Origin of the sequence: Thalassospira sp. NFXS8, assembly GCF_040148805.1 — a bacterium.
GTDB lineage: Bacteria > Pseudomonadota > Alphaproteobacteria > Rhodospirillales > Thalassospiraceae > Thalassospira.
In genome coordinates this window covers 235,059-253,890 of record NZ_JAGEMF010000001.1, presented here as the reverse complement: position 1 = coordinate 253,890, position 18,832 = coordinate 235,059, and the positions used below count along the sequence as shown (strand labels likewise).

Here is an 18,832-nt window from a genome sequence, read left to right as displayed (position 1 = left end):
TTTCATTGCTTACGAAATAAATACTGGAAACATCGGATCGATTTTCAACTACTGAACAAAAAATTCTCTGCAAAATAACATGTTAAACGCTTGGTTACCTTTTCAAACTATACTACTGTACGTTTGTTTGATCAGATGTTATTTGTTAAGTATAAAAAACGGCGTTTGACTCAAATTAATTCGCTAATATTGAACAAACGAGAATGTTGATTATATGCTCTTTGGGCTACAATTCTTGTAGCCGTTGGGAACAGGTTCAAGGACATAAGAAAAAATGAATGACGTAAATGATGACGCCTTTGATCGCGACGAACTGTTACAGATGACGGTCGATATCGTTTCAGCATATGTCAGCAACAATGCGCTGGCGGCAACACAGTTACCAGAGCTGATTACAACGACTTTCAGATCGCTTGAAGATTTGCGCGGTGTTGAAGAAATTGAAGAAGAAGAACCGCTTAAACCCGCTGTTCCGATCCGCAAATCTATCGGTGATGATTACATCATTTGCCTGGAAGACGGCAAAAAGTTGAAAATGCTGAAACGCCACCTTCGGACCACCTATAATATGACCCCCGAAGAATATCGGGCAAAATGGGGTTTGGCGGCAGACTATCCAATGGTTGCGCCAAACTATGCAAAACAGCGGTCGCAATTTGCCAAAAAAATCGGCCTTGGCCGTAAAGTAGATTAATAACAACAAACTGCGCGCCGCAGTAGTGCGCTGCATGTTGTACAAAAAGGTGCCCCGAAAACAGGAGGCACCTTTTTATTTACCCAAAAGATAACCAAGGCAAATTTAGCCTTACCCGCCCCCAACTTTGACACCAGTTGATAAAACAGGTTCTGTCCGGCCTGGCTCAAACATGAAAATCATAAAAAAGGCCCGGCACAAAAATGTACCGGGCCCCATCATGATCACAAGATCAGGATATTTTAGTCAGCGTAATCGTAGCTGCCGTTTTCCCACTTATAGAAAACGTAACCCGGTGCTGCAACGTCACCCTTGGAGTCGAACGAGATCGAACCCAGAACGGTGTCGAAGCTATCGCCACTTTTAAGTTCCTTGGTAACGGCTTCAAAGTCGGTCGAACCGGCTTTGGTCACAGCCTGTGCCCAAGCCTGGATCGCACCGTAGGTGTAAAGGGTATAACCTTCCGGCTTGTAGCCTTTACCTTCGAAGTATTTGACGAGGTCAGCGTTGCGCGGATCTTTTTCAAGAGCCGGACCGGCGGTGAACATGGTGCCCGCACCGGCATCACCCGTGATGGACCAGTATTCAAGCGAGTTCAGCGCATCCCCGGAAATTGCCTGGGTGTCCATACCCTGGGCACGCATCTGACGAACGATCAGGCCCAGCTCGGTGTGGTAACCACCATAATACAGCACATCAACATTTTCAGATTTCAGCTTGGTCACCAAAGCTGAATAGTCTTTTTCACCCGGGGTGATGGCTTCATACATCACTTCTTCAACGCCGGCAGCGTTCAGGTTTTTCTTGGTTTCGTCAGCGAGACCTTTTGAATAGGCCTGTTTGTCGTGAACGATGGCGATACGTTTGTCGCCAAAATGTTCTGCAAGATATTTACCGGCAACTTCACCCTGCTGGTCATCACGGCCACAAACGCGAAATACGTTATCCAGGCCACGATCAGTCAGTTGCGGGTTGGTCGAAGCCGGAGAAATCTGAATGATGCCTTCTTCGTTGTAGACTTCTGATGCCGGGATAGAAGAACCCGAGCAGAAGTGACCAGCAACAAGAGCAACATCCTTGCTAACCAACTGGTTGGCGACAGCAACAGCCTGCTTCGGATCGCAAGCATCATCGCCGATTTCCAGAACCAGCTTTTCACCGTTAACACCACCGGCAGCGTTGATATCTTCAACCGCCTTGGATGCACCCTGACGCATCTGTTCACCAAAAGCAGCATAAGGACCGGTCATCGGACCAACAGTCGCAATGGTAATGTCAGCCTTTGCCGCCCCCATTGACAGGACAAGCGCAGATGCAGTTGCCAGAAGGCCAAGCTTGGTTTTCGACATAAGAGAAGTCTCCCTGTTCCAAAGGTTGGTTCCGACACCATGCCAGAACCATCTTTTAGGACCCGAAACCGGCCTGGTTTTTTCCCCATTTACCGGTTTCCGCTCCTCGTACTCTAGCATCCCGTTTGGGGTGTGCAATAGTACAAATCCGTGCTTCGCCAACAAATTAGCTGCAACGCAGCATTGGCAAAGCAATACACGTTATTCGACACCTTCACGCGAACGGTAGCCAAACGGGCTAACACGTTCATACAACCACGGATACTGGGACAGCATCTTGTTCACCCGGACAATCCGAAATGAAATTGTGGCAATTGCAAACAAAATAACCGTGTCAAAAATAAAACCCGACAAGGACAGAAGGTCACCGCCAAAAAGGGCAAATACCAAAAACCGGTCTGTGAACCCCAGCAGGATGGCATAGGGTAACAGCTGGCTTATTGACCGCCAGGTGTTGGCAACCGCCTGCCCCGTCATCATTGCGCAAAATCCCATCAAAATAATGGTAATGCCAATGGTAACGCCAATGCTGGTGCCTGTAATTGCTTCCATAACGCTATCTCCTAGTGTCCGCCTTCAAGATACGCGGCGCGTACTTCAGGGTTTGCCAGCAATTCGGCCCCGCCGCCCGACATGGTAATGTTGCCATTCACCATAACGTATCCACGATGGGCCAGCTTCAGCGCATGGAACGCATTTTGCTCAACCAGAAAAACCGTAACCTTGTTTTCCCGGTTGATTTTTTTGATGGTTTCGAAAATCTGCTTTACCACCAATGGTGCCAGACCAAGAGAAGGTTCATCAAGCAGCAGCAAACGTGGACGGCCCATCAGGGCGCGACCAATCGCCAGCATTTGCTGTTCACCACCCGACATCGTACCGGCACGCTGGTTGATACGCTCTTTCAAACGCGGAAACAGATCAAACACCATTTCCAGGTCTGAATCAAAATGCTTGGGGTCCTGGGTACAGGCCCCCATTTGCAGATTTTCAAAAACTGACATGCGCGGGAAAATGCGCCGCCCTTCCGGGGATTGCTGAATTCCCAAGCGGCAAATATCATGCGTCGGCATCCGGCTGATGTCGGTACCTTCAAACAAAATACGGCCTTTGGAAACCTGTGGCGAGCCACAGCACGTCATTAAAAGGGTCGTCTTACCGGCACCGTTGGCACCGATCAGGGTAACGATTTCCCCTTCATTGACTTCCATATCAATGCCCTTGAGGGCTTCGATATTCCCGTAGAAGGTATGAACACCTTCAATCTTCAACATGGTCATATCGCCTTCTCCCTCACTGTGCCTTTGGGTCAAGATGAAGATCCTGGGCAACTTCCGGCGGAAGTTCATCGTCTTCTTCTTCACCCAGATAGGCACGGATCACCGCGGGGTCGTTTTTAACGGCCTCGGGGTTGCCATCAGCGATTTTCTTGCCGTAATCAAGCACGATAACATGGTCTGAAATCTGCATCACGACACTCATGTCATGTTCGATCAGCAACAGACCAATGCCCTGCTCATCCCGGATGCTTTGCAACAACAGGTTTAATTCAGCAGATTCACGCGGGTTCAAACCTGCGGCCGGTTCATCAAGGCACAAAAGCGAAGGTTCAACACACATGGCACGGGCAATTTCCAATCGGCGCTGGTTCCCGTAAGGAAGGTTACCTGCATTCCAGTCGGCAAATTCGTAAAGCCCGGTTTTATTCAACCAGAACTTTGCCCGTTCAAGTGCCTCTTTTTCCGCGTTGGCATAACGTTTGAGGTTAAACAACCCGGCCAGCGAAAACAGAGACGCATCCATCAGACGGTTATGCTGGGCAACAACCAGATTTTCCAGAACCGTCATGCCGGTAAACAGACGAATGTTCTGAAAAGTACGTGCAACACCGTTATTTCGCGAAATGCGAAAACCTTCGGTACGCTCCAGCAAACGCGGGCCATCATTAGCGCTAAGTGTTAACCGCCCTTCCGTCGGGACATAAAACCCGGTCAGGCAGTTAAACACTGTGGTTTTACCAGCACCATTCGGGCCAATAATTGCCGTGATTTCCCGCTTTCTCGCCGTAAAGGACAAATCGTCAATTGCGACCAGCCCGCCAAAGCGCATTGTCAGATGTTCAACTTCTAGCAACTTGTTGTCGGTCATGATTTTTCTCCGGCAACTTTTTCTTTCTTGCTCATATTCAGCAAGATTGTCGGATCACGGAAAGACAAAAGACCGCGCGGACGCCACAACATGATAGCAACCATACCGGCACCGAAAATCAGCATGCGGTATTCGGCCAGTTCGCGGAACATTTCCGGGAAGCCAATCATGACAATTGCGGCAAGCACCACACCAATCTGGCTGCCCATGCCACCCATCACAACGATGGCCAGAATAACGGCAGATTCAAGAAATGTGAAACTTTCCGGGCTGATAAACCCTTGACGGGTGGCAAAGAATGCCCCGGCAAAACCGGCAAACATCGCACCGATGGCAAAAGCCGACAGTTTGGTGTTGGTCGGGTTAATCCCCAGTGACCGGCAGGCGATTTCGTCTTCGCGCAGGGCTTCCCACGCACGCCCGATTGGTAGTTTCCGCAAACGCATGGTTACGAAATTGGTCACCAGCGCCAAAATCAGGATCAGGTAATACAGGAAGATCAGACGGTGCATCGACGAATATTCAATTCCGAACAGGTCGGAGAAACGCGTAACGCCTTCTGGCACCCGGCGCGAGAAATCGGCCAAACCAAAAAACGACGGACGTTCAATCGATGCAATACCGTCAGGACCACCGGTAAGATCGTACCAGTTAATCAGGATCACACGAATGATTTCACCAAAGCCCAACGTCACAATGGCAAGGTAATCGCCGCGCAACCGCAAGACCGGAAAACCAAGGATGATACCAAAACTTGCCGAGAACAGCCCCGCCATCGGCAGGCACAGCCAAAAGCTGAGACCGAAATGCTGGGACAACAAGGCATAGGAATATGCACCAACCGCATAAAATGCGACATAACCAAGGTCAAGCAGGCCAGCAAGCCCGACCACAATGTTCAGCCCCCAACCAAGCATGATGTAAATCATGACAAGCGTTGCAAGGTCGATTGCAGAGCGGTTTTCGCCAAAAATGAACGGGAAGATAATGAAAAAGGCAATCCCGAGCATACCGACTTTTTTGGTGTTGGTCCGATAGGCAACCTGCAGTCTGGCGGAAATCTTGTTGCTTTCGTCTTTATCCCCGGTCGGACGACCTTTGGCCGACGAAAAATAGGCGATCGCAAAGACAACCGCGATCAGGCAGATGAAGAAAATCGCGCGCCCAACACTTTGTGTCGCCATATCAAACGTGACAGGTGACACCCAGCGATCGTCAAGGTCGCGGAAACGAACGAACATTTCGAAAACCATTAACGCTGAAATGACGATCAGCGCGGCCTGAAGCAATCGGGACAGATGTTCACGACGCACAATCAGGCCAAGACGGCCAACAACCGTTGCACAAACCGCCAGAAGCACAAGGTCCCAACGCAGGGCAAGTTCAAGTCCGGTCGGACGGTCAACAGTTTCAACACCCAAAATCATGATCGACATCATGACGGCCAATACAGCAAAGAACGCCAGTTCCTTGGCAATGTCTACCGGGGTAACACGCGAAGATGTAAGTAAAGACGACATCAGACTTTCTCCACCTCCGGTTTGCCCAGAAGGCCCCACGGACGGAAGATCAGCACCAGAACCAAAATACCGAATGTCGCAACATCCTTGTATTCGATGGTGAGATAACCCGACCAGAAGGATTCAATCAGGCCAATAAGCAAACCGCCAAGCATGGCACCTGGCAGCGAACCGATACCCCCAAGAACTGCAGCGGTGAATGCCTTAACCCCGGCTAGGAAGCCAATATAAAAGTCGATCACGCCATAATACAGGGTAACCATCATCCCGGCGACAGATGCAAGGGCAGCACCCATAACAAAGGTCGTCGAAATGGTGCGGTCCACATTGATGCCAAGCAAGCCCGCCATCGTCCGGTCCTGTTCACAGGCACGCTGGGCACGACCAAGCGATGTTTTGGCGATCAGGGTCGAAAACACAACCATCAGCACAAAGGTCAGCACGATGATGACAATCTGCATATAGCTAAGCTGAACATTAAAGTTCGGACTTTCCATTAGCGTAATGCCACCCTTGATCAACGGTTGCATTGGTTTGACGCGCGCACCCTGTGCAATTTGCACAAAGTTTTGCAAAAAGATCGACATACCAATAGCCGAGATCAATGCTGCCAGGCGAAAAGACCCGCGCAACGGTCGATACGCAATGCGTTCAACGCCCCAGCCATAAACCGAGGTCATGACCATTGATACGACCAGCATCAAAAGAAGTGTTAACGGCAAAATGCCGCTAATTCCCGCCGCCTGACAAATCAGGAACGTAATCAGGGAATGAAAGGCGCCCAGCATATAGATTTCGCCGTGCGCAAAGTTGATCATGCCGATGATGCCATAGACCATCGTGTAACCGATCGCGATGAGGCCATAAATGGCGCCAAGCGTCAGTCCATTGATCAATTGTTGTAAAAAATAAGCCCAATCCATTGCTCAACCTTAGATTTGGCACAGACAAACGCCGTCCTCGACAGCAAGGCTGAAGGCAAAGAACAAGGATATACAAATGTTGTTGGGTAAGAACCCATCTCCCCATTGCCCCCTCGCAAACCTCCGCAGCCTCCGTCTTTTTGTTATCGGGGTATCCCCGCTTTTAAGTTTACGAACGCGATCATTCTAATGTGATTCTATGTTCGAAAACGCGATTTACGGTTGGAACCTTAGACACATGTGGTCAAAGGCTGCAAGCGTGTTTGAAAAATTGGTTGAATCTCCCGTTTTCCCACCCCTGGATAGAATTTTTTACCATAATGGTGGAACAACCAACCGTTTCAATATTGTATATTTTATCCCTTATTCAGGACGTATTCAAGTTTTTGTACCGCGACACGCTTTAGTTGCTCTGGATTACGTGAAACGGGTCCTGCGACAGTTACCTCCTGCCCGGTAGCAGAATCAATGGCAGTGCAGCGCAAGTACTGCCCTACCTGCTTGAATTCTATAAATATTTCCCGTCCTTTGGATGAAGCAGGTGCCATAATTTATCCCGGATAGCATTTTTGACTGCGACGCAAAGCATAAGTATAACTTGGTATAAGAGCAACAATACTACCAAATGCGCCGAATCTGGATATAAAAAATGCGGAGGACATAAATCCTCCGCATCGTCGTAGTGAATTATGCTGTAGGATGATAAAATTGCATCAGATCAGCAGGCTTTATTCGCCATCAAGCATTTTGACAATTGCCGAAAAATCACGTCCGCCATTTCCCCCGGCACTATACATCGCATATAAACTTTCGGCCAAAGCACCCATCGGGGTGGTTGCATTCGCACCTGCTGCGGCCTGCTGGGCCAATTTCAGATCTTTTAACATCATATCAACAGCGAAACCTGCCTGATAATCGCGATTGGCAGGTGACGCCGGCACCGGGCCAGGAACCGGACAATAACTGGTCAGTGACCAGCACTGGCCGGATGCCTTTGATGAAATATCAAACAGTTTCTGGGCATCGACACCGAGACGTTTGGCCAGCATAAAGGCCTCTGAAACGGCAATCATGCTGACGCCAAGGATCATGTTGTTGCAAATTTTAGCCGCCTGCCCGGCACCGTTATCACCGGCATGAATAATGTTGCTGCCCATCGCCTGCAAAATTGGCTCAGCCAAAGCAAAGGCATCTTCACTCCCCCCCACCATAAAGGTAAGGGTCCCCGCTGTTGCACCACCAACACCCCCGGAAATAGGGGCATCTACCGGGCGCATACCGGCAGTCTGCGCCAAATCGGCGGCTTTGCGGGCAGAATCAACATCGATGGTCGAACTATCGATAAATAACGTATTCGGGGCGGCATGGGCCAAAAGACCTTCCGGCCCGTCATATACAGCCAACACATGTTTACCTGCAGGCAGCACCGTTACAACGGCATCCACATTACTTGCAGCATCCGCCAGCGAATTTACCGCCGTTCCGCCAATCTCCACCGCTGCTTTTACCGCATCAGCCGAAAGGTCGAACACCTTCACATCATGCCCGGCCCGAATAAGGTTGGCCGCCATCGGACCGCCCATATTACCCAACCCGACAAAACCAATCTTTGCCATTTTTACCGTCTCCTCTGATAGTCCGGTCATAACCGGTTTTCATTGTTTGATATTAACCTGATGGTTATATGCATCTGCCCGCGCTAAATGGTCAGTTCCTGTTCATCTGGCAACGGGGCAAAAAAGGCATCCACATCTCGCGGGTCAACCTGCCCAACATCCCCCTGCGCCCAAACCGGGTTGTGGTCCTTGTCCACTATTACGGCGCGGACCCCCTCAAACAGGTCAGGTTTTTCAACCATACGCTGGCTTAGACGAAACTCCATTTTCAAGTCCCCGGCAAGATCCAGCTTTGCGCCTTCACGTATCTGTTTAAACGTAACGGCCAATGCCATTGGCGACTTTGTTTTGATCATTTTCAATGTTTTGATTGCAAACTCCGAACCTGATGCCTCAAGTTTTTCCATCACATCCACAATCGTGTTTGCACCAAAAACAGTATCAATTTCCACCTGATGTTCCGCAATTAATGCCGGACTATGATCATGGGAATACTGCTTTAAAATCTGTTCGACCTGCTCACAAACCTGGGACATCTGGTTGTCGTTTTTCACCCCGAAATCAGCATTGACCAATGTCTGTTTTATCCTTGCAATATCACTGCTTTGGCAGCCATGTGTCGCAATACCGGTATATAAACAATCCGCAGCGCCGAGGCGCGCACCGGTCAGGCCCAGATACATTCCGGTCGCGCCAGGGCATCGGGGCAAAAAATATCCACCGCCGACATCGGGAAAAAAACCGATACCGGTTTCCGGCATTGCAAACATGGTTTTTTCCGTCACCATGCGATATCGGCCATGAACCGAGACACCAACACCTCCGCCCATCACAATGCCATCCAGCAAGGCAATACAGGGTTTGGGGTAATGCGCCATATAGTGGTTTAACAAATATTCCCGCCGGTAAAAGACATCCAGTAATGCCGGTTCGTTATTTTTACGCGCATCATACAACCCGCGAATATCACCACCGGCGCAAAATGCTTTGTCACCCGTGCCTTCAATCGTCAGAACAGCAACTGATGGATCGTTTTCCCATGCCTGCATCTGATGATGGATGGCATCGACCATTGGCAATGTCAGCGCGTTAAGGGCTTTAGGCCGGTCCAGATAAATCTCGCCCACTGCACCATTTACAGCAAAATAAACACCGACATCGCTCATATTAATGCTCCTGCATTTGGCCTTGTAGTTATCACCAATCTAGTCGCGCAACGCAGCGCGCGCGATGATAACCCGCATAATTTCATTTGTTCCTTCAAGGATTTGATGCACACGCAGATCGCGCAGCAATCTTTCGACGGGATATTCACGAATATAACCATACCCACCATGCAATTGCAGGGCATCGTTACAAACAGCAAAGGCAATATCGGTGGCAAACCGTTTGGCCATGGCACAAAATTGTGTGGCATCAGGTGCATGTTCGTCAAGTTTGCAAGCAGCTTTGTGCAGCAACAACCGTGCAGCTTCCAGTTCGGTAACCATATCGGCATATTTAAACTGCAGGGCCTGAAACGATTCTAGCGGTTTGCCAAACTGTTTACGCACCTTCATATGGTCACGCGCATGCTCCATTGCCGCCCGTGCCCCGCCAATCGAACATGCCGCAATGTTCAAGCGGCCACCATCAAGCCCCTTCATGGCAAATTTAAAACCGTCGCCTTCTGCACCCAGCAAATTTTCAGCCGGAATAATACAATCACTAAAAATGACGGCCGATGTCGGTTGGCTATTCCAGCCCATTTTTTCTTCCAGCTTGCCAAACGACAGGCCCGGTGCATCTTTAGGCACCAGAAAGGTCGAAATCCCGGCGGCACTTTCGTCACCGGTGCGCGCCATCACAACATAAATATCGCTTCGTGATCCGCCCGATATAAATGCTTTCTCGCCGTTCAGCACATATGTGTCGCCAGTGCGAACAGCCCGGGTCCGCAACGACCCGGCATCAGACCCGGAACCCGGTTCTGTCAGGCAATAACTGGCGAAATGTTCCATTCGGGTAAGTTTGGGCAAAAACTCCTGGCGCTGGCGCTCGCTGCCAAACCGGTCAATCATCCAGCATGCCATGTTATGAATAGATAAATAGGCCGCTGTCGAGGGACACGCCGTTGCCAGTTCTTCAAATATCACCGCCGCATCCAGACGCCCCAACCCTGAACCGCCAACATCATCGCGGGTATAAATTGCAGCAAACCCCATTTCAGCGGCCTGGCGTAAGGTTTCTTCGGGGAAAATATGTTCGGCATCCCATTTGGCCGCGTGCGGCGCCATTTCGCCAGCGGCAAAATCGCGGGCAGCCTGCTGAAAGGCCAACTGGTCGTCGGAAAGGGCGAACTCCATCGGATATTTCCTCATCAGGGCTATTGTTTCCCTTTACGTAAACGTGAAAAACACCCGATGTCAATTAATTCGGCATAACCTTACCGAAATACGCCATTATGAATATCAGGAAAAACTGCAACCAACCTGTACGTGCGGTTCGGCACCATCTTGTCCGTACGGAATTAATATGCCTTACTGCGGCAAACACCTTAAAAACACCAACAGGGAAATGGAAATGACAGACAGCAAAAACCCGGAAACCATTGTTCTTCATGCGGGGTACCGCGCAGACCCGACCACCGGCTCCGTCGCAGTACCCATTTACCAAACCACCAGCTATCAGTTTCGCGATACGGAACATGCGGCCAACCTGTTTGCCCTTAAAGAACTGGGGAATATTTATACCCGCCTGACGAACCCGACAAACGATGTGCTGGAACAACGCATTACCGCTCTGGAAGGCGGCGCTGCTGCCGTTGCCGTTGCGTCGGGCCAGGCGGCAACAACCTTTGCCCTGCTTAACATTGCCCAGGCAGGCGACAATATTGTCAGTTCAACTGATCTTTACGGAGGCACATGGAACCTGTTTGCCAACACCTTTCGGCAAATGGGAATCGAAGTGCGTTTTGCCGACCCGGCAGACCCGGAAAACTTTCGCAAACTGGCCGACGACAAAACCCGGGCATTTTATGCTGAAACCTTGCCTAACCCCAAATTGCAGGTTTTCCCGTTACGCGAAGTCGCCGATATTGGCGATGATCTCGGGATTCCGCTAGTTGTTGACAATACTGCCGCCCCGGTCCTGTGCCGCCCGATAGAGCATGGCGCCAGCGTGGTCATGTATTCAACCACCAAATTCATTGCCGGGCACGGCACATCGGTTGGCGGGATTGTTGTTGATTCAGGTAAGTTTGACTGGGAAAAACATGCAGAACGCTTCCCGCTTTTGACCCAGCCAGATCCCAGCTACCATGGCGCTATCTGGACCGAAGCTGTCAAACCGATTGGCCCGGTGGCATACGCGATCAAACTGCGTTGCACGTTGCTGCGCGATGTTGGTGCGGCAGCCTCGCCGCTTAGCTCGTTTCAAATTATTCAGGGCATGGAAACGTTGCCCTTGCGCATGGAACGCCATTGCGAAAATGCCAACAAAGTGGCTACATTTTTGCAAAACCACACCAAAATTGCCAAGGTCATTCACCCCAGCCTGCAAGATGGTGAAACCCGCCGCCGGGCTGACCAGTATTTGAAAGGTGGATACGGTTCGCTCATGGGGTTTGAATTAAAAGACGGTCGGGCAGCGGGCGAAAAGTTCATCAACAGCCTGAAGCTGTTTTACCATGTCGCCAATATTGGCGACACACGGTCGCTGGCCATTCACCCTGCGACAACAACACATTCACAAATGTCAAAATCCGAACTTGCCGCATCGGGCGTAAGTGAAAGCTACATCAGGCTTTCCATTGGCATCGAACATATCGACGATATTCTCGCTGATCTTGAACAGGCACTTGCTCTCGTTTGAGACCGTCACTTGCCTGAGTTGCCTTGCATCGAACACCGGCCACGTTTTGACGTGGCCGGTTTTTATTGACGCCCGTTTTCTAGCCGCTTAAAAATAAATCCGGCAAAATCGGCAAAATGTGCAAAACAGGCAAACACTCATGTCCAGCGTCAACGCCCGTCAATATGAAATAAGCAGGTTGTTAAAACGGTTTGGCACTGTTCATATCCATGACCTGACCGAAAGGCTGCATACCTCGGCAGATACCATCCGCCGCGATTTACGCCAGTTAGAAAAGCAGGGTAATTTGCGCCGCATTCACGGAGGCGCAATTTTACCGGCATCCGATGACGGAACTTATCAGGAACGTAGCGAAGAAGTTCGCCCTGAACGCACGGCTATCGCCCGCCATGTTGCCCAACACATGATTCCTGACGAGGCCGTTGTATTTTTTGACAGCGGCACAACGGTTCTGGAAGTCGTTAGACAATTAAAGCAGAGCTTCCATGGAACAGCCATTGTCGTTAATCCGGCCGCAGCAGTGATTTTGGCAAACCATGCCAATGCCGATGTCATAATGATTGGCGGAAAAATCTTAAAGGCTGACATGGTAGTGTCAGGCCCATCAACTGTTGAAGAAATTAACCGTTTTCATGCAGACATTTGTGTGTTGGGCACCTGCGCCATTCACCCCGATCTTGGAGTAAGTACACGCCGGATCGAAGAACGTGCCAGCAAAGCCGCCATGATCGCCCGCTCAAGCGATGTAATTGCCATTGCGACCGCCGACAAGCTGGAAACCCGGATGCCCTTCAAGGTTTGCGATGCCGAAGCCATCAGCACACTTGTTACCGGACGCAAACTTTCAAAAAGCTATCTTGCCAATTACCAAACACATGGAATTGATGTTGTCCTGGTTTAACTCCGCCAAATGCACAAATCTCAACAGGTACGGTCGATGATTTCCCAACATGCCATTGCCCACAATCGGTGTAGGGGTGTATTTTTTCTGCATGGTGCAGGTTTTGCCAGTTGGGTGCCCCATATCCCGCTGGTGCAGGAAAAACTTGGGTTAAATCATGAAAACCTGGGGCTGGCATTATTGGCTGCGGCCATCGGCGTTATTGCAGCCATGCCGTTTTCCGCGCGTTTTTCAGATCGCTTCGGGTCCAACATTGTTGTCAAATTTTCGGGACTCCTGTTTTTCCCTTCGCTTGTTGCTCCATTATTTATGACAACATTGCCAACATTGGCAGCTACCCTTTTTGTCATGGGTTTTTGCGCGGCACTTATGGATATCGCCATGAATGCAAATGGCGTTAGCCTTGAACGTATTCGAGGCAAAAGCATTTTATCCGGTCTGCACGGTTTCTGGAGCCTGGGCGGATTCTGTGGTGCCGGGTTTGCAACATTGTGGTTTGCCCTGCCCCTGTCAAAAACTGTGCACCTCCCTGTAAGTGTTATAATGCTGCTTGCAACCCACTGGTATTTGCAACGCGGGTTATTGTCAGATCGGGTTCATCCTGCCACGTCAGGCCCCGATATCTCCCAACCTGCCAGCCCGCCTTGCAAGCAGCCAAAAACCGGCACCGAACGCCCGATTTTCTGGCTTTTATTGCCCTTTGGCATCTGCGCATTCATCGGACAATTTGGCGAGGGTGTGATTACCGACTGGGTTACCGTTTTAATGATAAGGGCTCTCGATACCCCTGTCAGTGTTGCTGCTGCCGGTTTTGCCTTTTACTCGGCCGCAATGGCAATCACGCGCCTTTCCGGAGACTGGCTGGTAATGCAGTTGGGCCGTGCGCCGGTCCTGATCGCCAGTTGCGGCCTTGCAACAACGGGCTATCTGATCATTGCCCTTTCACCGCATTACCTGATTTCGTGGCTGGGGTGTTTTATTGCCGGAACCGGTCTTGCTGTCATATTGCCGCTTTTGATCTCCAGTGCTGCGGCCAGCACCGGAAAAAGTGGCGGCACAGTTGTGGCTACCATTGCTGCCATCGGTTACACCGCCCTAATGGCCGGACCGCCAGTAATTGGCGCAGTTGGCGAGCGCTATGGTTTGATAAACGCCTTTTTATTGGTGGCAGGCTTTTTAAGCCTGATCATTCCGGTATATCTGACCAGCATGCGTAAACGGTTAAAAACCGTCCGCAATAGTTGATCACGGCTTAAATCTGCCGCATAAAACTAATTCATACGCCACCACCGTCTAATTCGCGTGAAAGAGATTGATCATGGCCCATCCTGTCAGTTATGGCACGTTCCCCCGCACCCGCCTGCGTCGCCCCCGCATGACCGACTGGTCCAGGCGGATGGTGGCTGAAACACGCCTAAGTGTTGATGACCTTATTTTGCCTGTTTTCGTCATTTCCGGTCGCAATCAGCGTGTCGCCATTCCCTCAATGCCGGGCGTTGAACGCCAAAGCATTGACGTTTTGGTTGAGACAGCGCGCCACGCCGAAAAACTTGGCATCCCCGCACTGGCCCTGTTTCCGTATATTGACCCGGCCCTGAAAACCGAAGATGCACGCGAAGCCTACAATCCCAACAATGTTGTGTGCGAAGCAACCAAAGCCATCAAGGATGCCTGTCCCAACCTTGGCATCATTTCCGACGTTGCCCTGGATCCGTTTAATTCCAATGGGCAGGACGGCGTTGTTGTTAACGGCGAAATTTTGAATGACGAAACCACCGAAGCCCTGGTGCGTCAGGCATTGGTTCAGGCCCAGGCCGGGTGCGACGTTGTTGCCCCGTCTGACATGATGGATGGACGTATTGCTGCCATTCGCGATGTGCTGGAAACGGAAAACCTGAAAAAGGTTCAGATCATGGCCTATGCAGCCAAATATGCATCGGCCTTCTATGGTCCGTTCCGGGATGCTATCGGCTCGGCTGCGGCATTGGGCAAGGCGGATAAAAAAACCTATCAGCTTGATCCGTCCAACAGTGACGAATCCCTGCGTGAAGTGGCATATGACCTTGAAGAAGGCGCAGATTCCGTCATCGTTAAACCCGGCCTGCCTTACCTCGATATTGTTCGTCGGGTGCGTGAAAGTTTTGGTGTGCCGGTATTTGCCTATCAGGTATCGGGCGAATACGCGATGTTGCGCGCTGCGGCCGACAATGGCTGGCTGGATTACGCGGCTTGTGCTGTGGAAACACTGGCCTGTTTTAAACGCGCTGGCGCGTCCGGCATCCTGACCTATAGCGCAATCGACGTTGCCGAATATCTTGGATAATCAGCCAGGACTGACTATCGGGCACGCATTCTGCCAATAAACACAAAGGGTGTCGGAATGAATTTTCCGACACCCTTTGTTTTGCAATCCGAAGGCGACTTTTATTCCAGTCCGTTCCCGATTGCAGGGGCAATAAAATGCGGGTGAATACCTGACCGGTGATACAGCCCCGTCAGATCATTATAGCCATCAAGAAAACCACCCCGGGTTACCAGCAACGTTTGAATTCCAACAGCGAGGCCCCCCAAAACATCCGTATGCAAGGTGTCGCCCACCATCAGGATGCGACTGCGGTCAACGGCAGGGTGACGTTGTAAAATATCCTCAAATACTTCACTGTACGGTTTGCCAACACATTGGGGAATCACCCCACAGACATCGGCAGCACGATGCGCAAAATACCCGGCCTCAACCGACAAAAAATCGCCCATCGGGGCACAAATGTCGGGGTTACCCACCAATATTGGCCGCGGTTTTCTGGCAAGGCTGGTTTCCAGTAAATGCTGGCGTTCATCATTCCATTCATCTGAATCAATCAGAATAAACCCGTCAACTGTGTCATAAAAATTCTGATCATCGCCCAAAAAGCCCGCGTCGCCCGGCAAACTGGCAATCGGCCAATGCTGGGGCGCCATAACGCCCCAGCGTGTCACATGGGAATGGCGGCTCATCATTGGAACTATATATTTGGCACTGCTAACCAGTGAGTCGACGGTAAAATCAAATCCACGATTGCGATGACGGGCAATAATCGCTTCTGGTGAATTCGACGCATCATTGGTGACAACAGCCAATGCAATATCACGCTCTCGCAATGCCTTTACCGCCGATAACGCACCGGCGATCGCATGCACGCCAGAATTAAGCACCCCAAATGCATCAAAAATAATGACATCAAACTGATCGGCGATTTCCAGGATATTATGAGCAACCTGCGTCTGCCCGGGCAAATCCTCTTTTGCAAGCTGTGGCATCCGGTCTGCATATTTTAAATAAGCCGCAATGGCGCTTTCCCGGTCAAGGGCAGGTCTGGCACCTGTCATTATATATATGCCTTTCGCGATTAAAAATTGGCGTCATTATTTTGTAGATCAATACGATTCTGTTGCGATTCGTAAAACCGGTATCGCAAAACATACCCCATCACACCCCGTCAGGCACCATCAGTGCCTGTAAAAAGACATAAAATCAATACAGCGAAAAAAGAACAATTCTTCAGGATTTACACGTATGGGTGGGAACAACCAATACACTAAAAATTTGGGTAATTTTATTAGCCATGCACTGAGTGCATGGACAAAAAGAGATCACTATTTCTTCTATATTGCAGCAATTGGCTATATTTTGGGCATTTGATTAAATTCTGCGCTTTATCCGGCCCTGCTCTGCAAAAAATGCAATGGTTAAATCGTGCGGCCAAGCCTATCTTCTGCCTCAAGAGATAACGCGATCACGACTGACACGGTTACACACAAAGATAACTTTGTCGCCCTGGTTGCACATAGCAGACCGACACGTCGAGCCATTCAGCATGCCATCCGGGCATGACACGGATCACTTGCCGGTTCCCTGAATGTAGTTACCGGCGCTGTCCGGACGGTTTGAAATAGGTGATAAAATGATCCTTACCAAAATTTTTGCTTACTTGCGTGCCCTGCGGATCCAGTACCAGACCCAGAATGCACTGGCCCGCCTTGACCATCGCGAACTGGCTGATATCGGCCTTAACCGTGACCAGATCGACGATGTTGCACATCGCGTTGCCTTTGGTCACTAAGACCAGGCTGCCGATATTGCCGACCAAATCAAAAAGCCCCGGGCGATGAAAATTCGCCGGGGCTTTTTTGTTATATGCATCAACAAATGCCCCGTTTAATTGCGGGCACCATACTCGTCCCGCAAAATGTTTTTTTGCACTTTTCCCATGGTATTTCGGGGAAGTTCGTCAACAAAAAACACTTTCTTTGGCACCTTAAAATTCGCCATTAACGATTTGATATGGTTCATAACATCGTCGGGTAAAAGCGTTTGGGTGCCGTCTGGTACCACAATTGCGACAACCGCCTCGCCAAAATCAGGATGCGGCACACCAATAACGGCACTTTCCAAGACGCCAGCCATTTTATCGATCTCGGTTTCAATTTCCTTGGGATAAATATTAAACCCACCGGAAATCACCAAATCCTTGGCCCGCCCAACAATATGTACATAGCCCTTCTTATCAATAAGGGCGATATCACCCGTAATGAAAAAACCATCATCGCGAAATTCTTCGCGGGTCTTTTCCGGCATTTTCCAGTAACCGGCAAAAACATTTGGTCCGCGCGCTTCAAGAACTCCCACCTCGCCCGCTGGCAAAACCTGTCCCTGATCGTCACATACCCGCACTTCAACATCGGGCAATGCCGGGCCAACCGTATGAATAATCCGCTCCCCCGTTAACGGATTTGATGTCGCCATGCCCATTTCCGTCATGCCATAGCGTTCCAGCAAATAGTGCCCGGTGCGGGCATGAAAAGCAGCAAAAGTTTCGGGCAATAACGGGGCCGACCCCGATATGAACAAACGCATGTTTGACACCAGATCTGCATTAAAATCATCACCGGCCAACAAGCGAACATAAAAGGTTGGAACCCCCATCATAACGGTGGCACGCGGTAGCGCGGCAATCACTTGTTCGCGATCAAATTTGGGCAGAAAAATCATACCTGCCCCCGATATCATGGCGCAATGACAGGCAATAAACAGGCCATGGGTGTGAAAAATCGGCAGCGCATGCAACAAAGTGTCGCTTGCCTTAAATCCCCATAGGTCAACCAATGTGCGTCCGTTTGACCACAGGTTCATCTGGGTCATCATGGCGCCCTTGGGTTTGCCTGTTGTCCCGGATGTATACAGAATTGCCGCCAAATCGTCGTCAGCACAGGGGACCGGAGCAAAATCAACGGGTTGCTCCAGTGCTGCTTGCGTTATCGTTCCCTGACCGTCTTCATCCAGGGTAAAGACACCCGAAACTGATTTTTCCTTAACAATGCCCTCCATGTCGGCCTTTCTTTGTGGCTGACATACGATCACAACTGGTGCAGCATCTTCGACAAAATAGGAAAGCTCTTGCGTCTGATAGGCCGTATTTAAGGGCAAATAAACCAAACCGGCCCTGATGCACCCCAGATACAAAAATAGGGCGGCTGGCGATTTATCTATCTGAACAGCAACGCGGTCTCCCTTGCGGGCACCTAAGCCATGCAATGCCGCCGCGTAGCGCGACGACCATTCGTCAGCATCGCGATAGGTAAATCGCGATCCATCTGTGGTTTCAAGCAATGTTTTGTTTAAGTCCGCGGGAAAACAATCCCGAATGCGCATGAAAAGGCTGGTCGTCACGTTGGTTCCCCCGGCATAACAGTGTTGCGGACCGCACCAATAGTGCAGCCCGCTTTTACCGACCCTAATACAGGGGAAATATATTTGCAATTCGGTACGGCTTTACCGCGTTTAATGTTTCA

At 50.3% G+C, this 18,832-nt stretch carries 18 protein-coding genes; 6 read left to right on the top strand and 12 right to left on the bottom strand.

Annotation, left to right across the window (positions count from 1 at the left end; translation table 11 throughout):
- Window positions 1-274 precede the first annotated feature (274 nt).
- Window positions 275-694: a Ros/MucR family transcriptional regulator gene (locus tag J4E05_RS01145; protein ID WP_085592286.1), complete on the top strand. Its 420-nt coding sequence runs from the start codon at window positions 275-277 to the stop codon at window positions 692-694.
- Window positions 695-936: 242 nt separating this feature from the next.
- On the opposite strand, the gene J4E05_RS01140 is transcribed toward J4E05_RS01145, so the two are convergent.
- From J4E05_RS01140 to J4E05_RS01100, 10 genes are all read right to left on the bottom strand, one after another.
- Window positions 937-2,043: a branched-chain amino acid ABC transporter substrate-binding protein gene (locus J4E05_RS01140; RefSeq protein ID WP_085592288.1), complete on the bottom strand. Its 1,107-nt coding sequence runs from the start codon at window positions 2,041-2,043 to the stop codon at window positions 937-939.
- Window positions 2,044-2,244: 201 nt separating this feature from the next.
- Window positions 2,245-2,595 (bottom strand): DUF6867 family protein, encoded by a 351-nt coding sequence (locus J4E05_RS01135; protein ID WP_349591785.1) that lies wholly within the window; start codon window positions 2,593-2,595, stop codon window positions 2,245-2,247.
- Window positions 2,596-2,606: 11 nt separating this feature from the next.
- A complete protein-coding gene (locus J4E05_RS01130) occupies window positions 2,607-3,317 on the bottom strand; it encodes an ABC transporter ATP-binding protein (RefSeq protein ID WP_085592315.1) in 711 nt (236 codons plus the stop codon).
- A 19-nt stretch (window positions 3,318-3,336) separates the two neighbouring features.
- Window positions 3,337-4,191 carry an ABC transporter ATP-binding protein gene (locus tag J4E05_RS01125; RefSeq protein ID WP_085592292.1) on the bottom strand — a complete coding sequence of 285 codons (855 nt, stop codon included), beginning with the start codon at window positions 4,189-4,191 and terminating at the stop codon, window positions 3,337-3,339.
- Complete coding sequence (gene livM / locus J4E05_RS01120; protein WP_349591782.1) at window positions 4,188-5,711, bottom strand: high-affinity branched-chain amino acid ABC transporter permease LivM; 1,524 nt, start codon at window positions 5,709-5,711, stop codon at window positions 4,188-4,190. The genes J4E05_RS01125 and livM overlap by 4 nt, the downstream gene beginning before the upstream one ends.
- Window positions 5,711-6,634, bottom strand: coding sequence for an ABC transporter permease subunit (locus J4E05_RS01115; protein WP_085592294.1), 924 nt, complete (start codon window positions 6,632-6,634; stop codon window positions 5,711-5,713). The genes livM and J4E05_RS01115 overlap by 1 nt, the downstream gene beginning before the upstream one ends.
- 356 nt (window positions 6,635-6,990) lie before the next feature.
- On the bottom strand, window positions 6,991-7,182 hold the full coding sequence (locus J4E05_RS24045; RefSeq protein WP_085592296.1) for a DUF6898 family protein: 192 nt from the start codon (window positions 7,180-7,182) through the stop codon (window positions 6,991-6,993).
- A 180-nt stretch (window positions 7,183-7,362) separates the two neighbouring features.
- Window positions 7,363-8,250, bottom strand: a complete 888-nt coding sequence (gene mmsB / locus J4E05_RS01110; protein ID WP_349591780.1) for a 3-hydroxyisobutyrate dehydrogenase — start codon at window positions 8,248-8,250, stop codon at window positions 7,363-7,365.
- An 83-nt stretch (window positions 8,251-8,333) separates the two neighbouring features.
- Window positions 8,334-9,416 (bottom strand): enoyl-CoA hydratase/isomerase family protein, encoded by a 1,083-nt coding sequence (locus J4E05_RS01105; protein WP_349591778.1) that lies wholly within the window; start codon window positions 9,414-9,416, stop codon window positions 8,334-8,336.
- A 39-nt stretch (window positions 9,417-9,455) separates the two neighbouring features.
- Window positions 9,456-10,595 carry an acyl-CoA dehydrogenase family protein gene (locus J4E05_RS01100; RefSeq protein ID WP_349591776.1) on the bottom strand — a complete coding sequence of 380 codons (1,140 nt, stop codon included), beginning with the start codon at window positions 10,593-10,595 and terminating at the stop codon, window positions 9,456-9,458.
- Between the two features lie 217 nt (window positions 10,596-10,812).
- Between J4E05_RS01100 and J4E05_RS01095 the strand changes: the two genes are divergently transcribed.
- The 4 genes from J4E05_RS01095 (at window position 10,813) to hemB (ending at window position 15,326) form a co-directional block, all read left to right on the top strand.
- Window positions 10,813-12,102 carry an O-acetylhomoserine aminocarboxypropyltransferase/cysteine synthase family protein gene (locus tag J4E05_RS01095; RefSeq protein ID WP_085592319.1) on the top strand — a complete coding sequence of 430 codons (1,290 nt, stop codon included), beginning with the start codon at window positions 10,813-10,815 and terminating at the stop codon, window positions 12,100-12,102.
- A gap of 139 nt (window positions 12,103-12,241) precedes the next feature.
- The gene (locus J4E05_RS01090) at window positions 12,242-13,003 is read left to right on the top strand and encodes a DeoR/GlpR family DNA-binding transcription regulator (RefSeq protein WP_349591774.1); all 762 of its coding nucleotides are present in this window, start codon (window positions 12,242-12,244) and stop codon (window positions 13,001-13,003) included.
- A 36-nt stretch (window positions 13,004-13,039) separates the two neighbouring features.
- Window positions 13,040-14,248 carry an MFS transporter gene (locus tag J4E05_RS01085; RefSeq protein WP_349591772.1) on the top strand — a complete coding sequence of 403 codons (1,209 nt, stop codon included), beginning with the start codon at window positions 13,040-13,042 and terminating at the stop codon, window positions 14,246-14,248.
- 73 nt (window positions 14,249-14,321) lie between these two features.
- Window positions 14,322-15,326, top strand: coding sequence for a porphobilinogen synthase (gene hemB / locus J4E05_RS01080; protein ID WP_085593633.1), 1,005 nt, complete (start codon window positions 14,322-14,324; stop codon window positions 15,324-15,326).
- A gap of 101 nt (window positions 15,327-15,427) precedes the next feature.
- Here hemB and J4E05_RS01075 read toward each other — a convergent pair whose 3' ends face one another.
- Window positions 15,428-16,369: an HAD-IIA family hydrolase gene (locus tag J4E05_RS01075; protein ID WP_349591770.1), complete on the bottom strand. Its 942-nt coding sequence runs from the start codon at window positions 16,367-16,369 to the stop codon at window positions 15,428-15,430.
- A 575-nt stretch (window positions 16,370-16,944) separates the two neighbouring features.
- On the opposite strand from J4E05_RS01075, the gene J4E05_RS01070 reads away from it, so the two are divergent.
- The gene (locus J4E05_RS01070) at window positions 16,945-17,103 is read left to right on the top strand and encodes a DUF1127 domain-containing protein (protein ID WP_085593631.1); all 159 of its coding nucleotides are present in this window, start codon (window positions 16,945-16,947) and stop codon (window positions 17,101-17,103) included.
- 95 nt (window positions 17,104-17,198) lie between these two features.
- Here J4E05_RS01070 and J4E05_RS01065 read toward each other — a convergent pair whose 3' ends face one another.
- Window positions 17,199-18,710, bottom strand: coding sequence for a malonate--CoA ligase (locus J4E05_RS01065; protein WP_349591768.1), 1,512 nt, complete (start codon window positions 18,708-18,710; stop codon window positions 17,199-17,201).
- Window positions 18,711-18,832 lie beyond the last annotated feature (122 nt).

Excerpts from the sequence above, each read along its gene's own strand:
- J4E05_RS01145 (WP_085592286.1), top strand. The coding sequence starts at position 275 with ATGAATGACGTAAATGATGACGCCTTTGATCGCGACGAACTGTTACAG.
- J4E05_RS01140 (WP_085592288.1), bottom strand. The coding sequence starts at position 2,043 with ATGTCGAAAACCAAGCTTGGCCTTCTGGCAACTGCATCTGCGCTTGTC.
- J4E05_RS01135 (WP_349591785.1), bottom strand. The coding sequence starts at position 2,595 with ATGGAAGCAATTACAGGCACCAGCATTGGCGTTACCATTGGCATTACC.
- J4E05_RS01130 (WP_085592315.1), bottom strand. The coding sequence starts at position 3,317 with ATGTTGAAGATTGAAGGTGTTCATACCTTCTACGGGAATATCGAAGCC.
- J4E05_RS01125 (WP_085592292.1), bottom strand. The coding sequence starts at position 4,191 with ATGACCGACAACAAGTTGCTAGAAGTTGAACATCTGACAATGCGCTTT.
- livM (WP_349591782.1), bottom strand. The coding sequence starts at position 5,711 with ATGTCGTCTTTACTTACATCTTCGCGTGTTACCCCGGTAGACATTGCC.
- J4E05_RS01115 (WP_085592294.1), bottom strand. The coding sequence starts at position 6,634 with ATGGATTGGGCTTATTTTTTACAACAATTGATCAATGGACTGACGCTT.
- J4E05_RS24045 (WP_085592296.1), bottom strand. The coding sequence starts at position 7,182 with ATGGCACCTGCTTCATCCAAAGGACGGGAAATATTTATAGAATTCAAG.
- mmsB (WP_349591780.1), bottom strand. The coding sequence starts at position 8,250 with ATGGCAAAGATTGGTTTTGTCGGGTTGGGTAATATGGGCGGTCCGATG.
- J4E05_RS01105 (WP_349591778.1), bottom strand. The coding sequence starts at position 9,416 with ATGAGCGATGTCGGTGTTTATTTTGCTGTAAATGGTGCAGTGGGCGAG.
- J4E05_RS01100 (WP_349591776.1), bottom strand. The coding sequence starts at position 10,595 with ATGGAGTTCGCCCTTTCCGACGACCAGTTGGCCTTTCAGCAGGCTGCC.
- J4E05_RS01095 (WP_085592319.1), top strand. The coding sequence starts at position 10,813 with ATGACAGACAGCAAAAACCCGGAAACCATTGTTCTTCATGCGGGGTAC.
- J4E05_RS01090 (WP_349591774.1), top strand. The coding sequence starts at position 12,242 with ATGTCCAGCGTCAACGCCCGTCAATATGAAATAAGCAGGTTGTTAAAA.
- J4E05_RS01085 (WP_349591772.1), top strand. The coding sequence starts at position 13,040 with ATGATTTCCCAACATGCCATTGCCCACAATCGGTGTAGGGGTGTATTT.
- hemB (WP_085593633.1), top strand. The coding sequence starts at position 14,322 with ATGGCCCATCCTGTCAGTTATGGCACGTTCCCCCGCACCCGCCTGCGT.
- J4E05_RS01075 (WP_349591770.1), bottom strand. The coding sequence starts at position 16,369 with ATGACAGGTGCCAGACCTGCCCTTGACCGGGAAAGCGCCATTGCGGCT.
- J4E05_RS01070 (WP_085593631.1), top strand. The coding sequence starts at position 16,945 with ATGATCCTTACCAAAATTTTTGCTTACTTGCGTGCCCTGCGGATCCAG.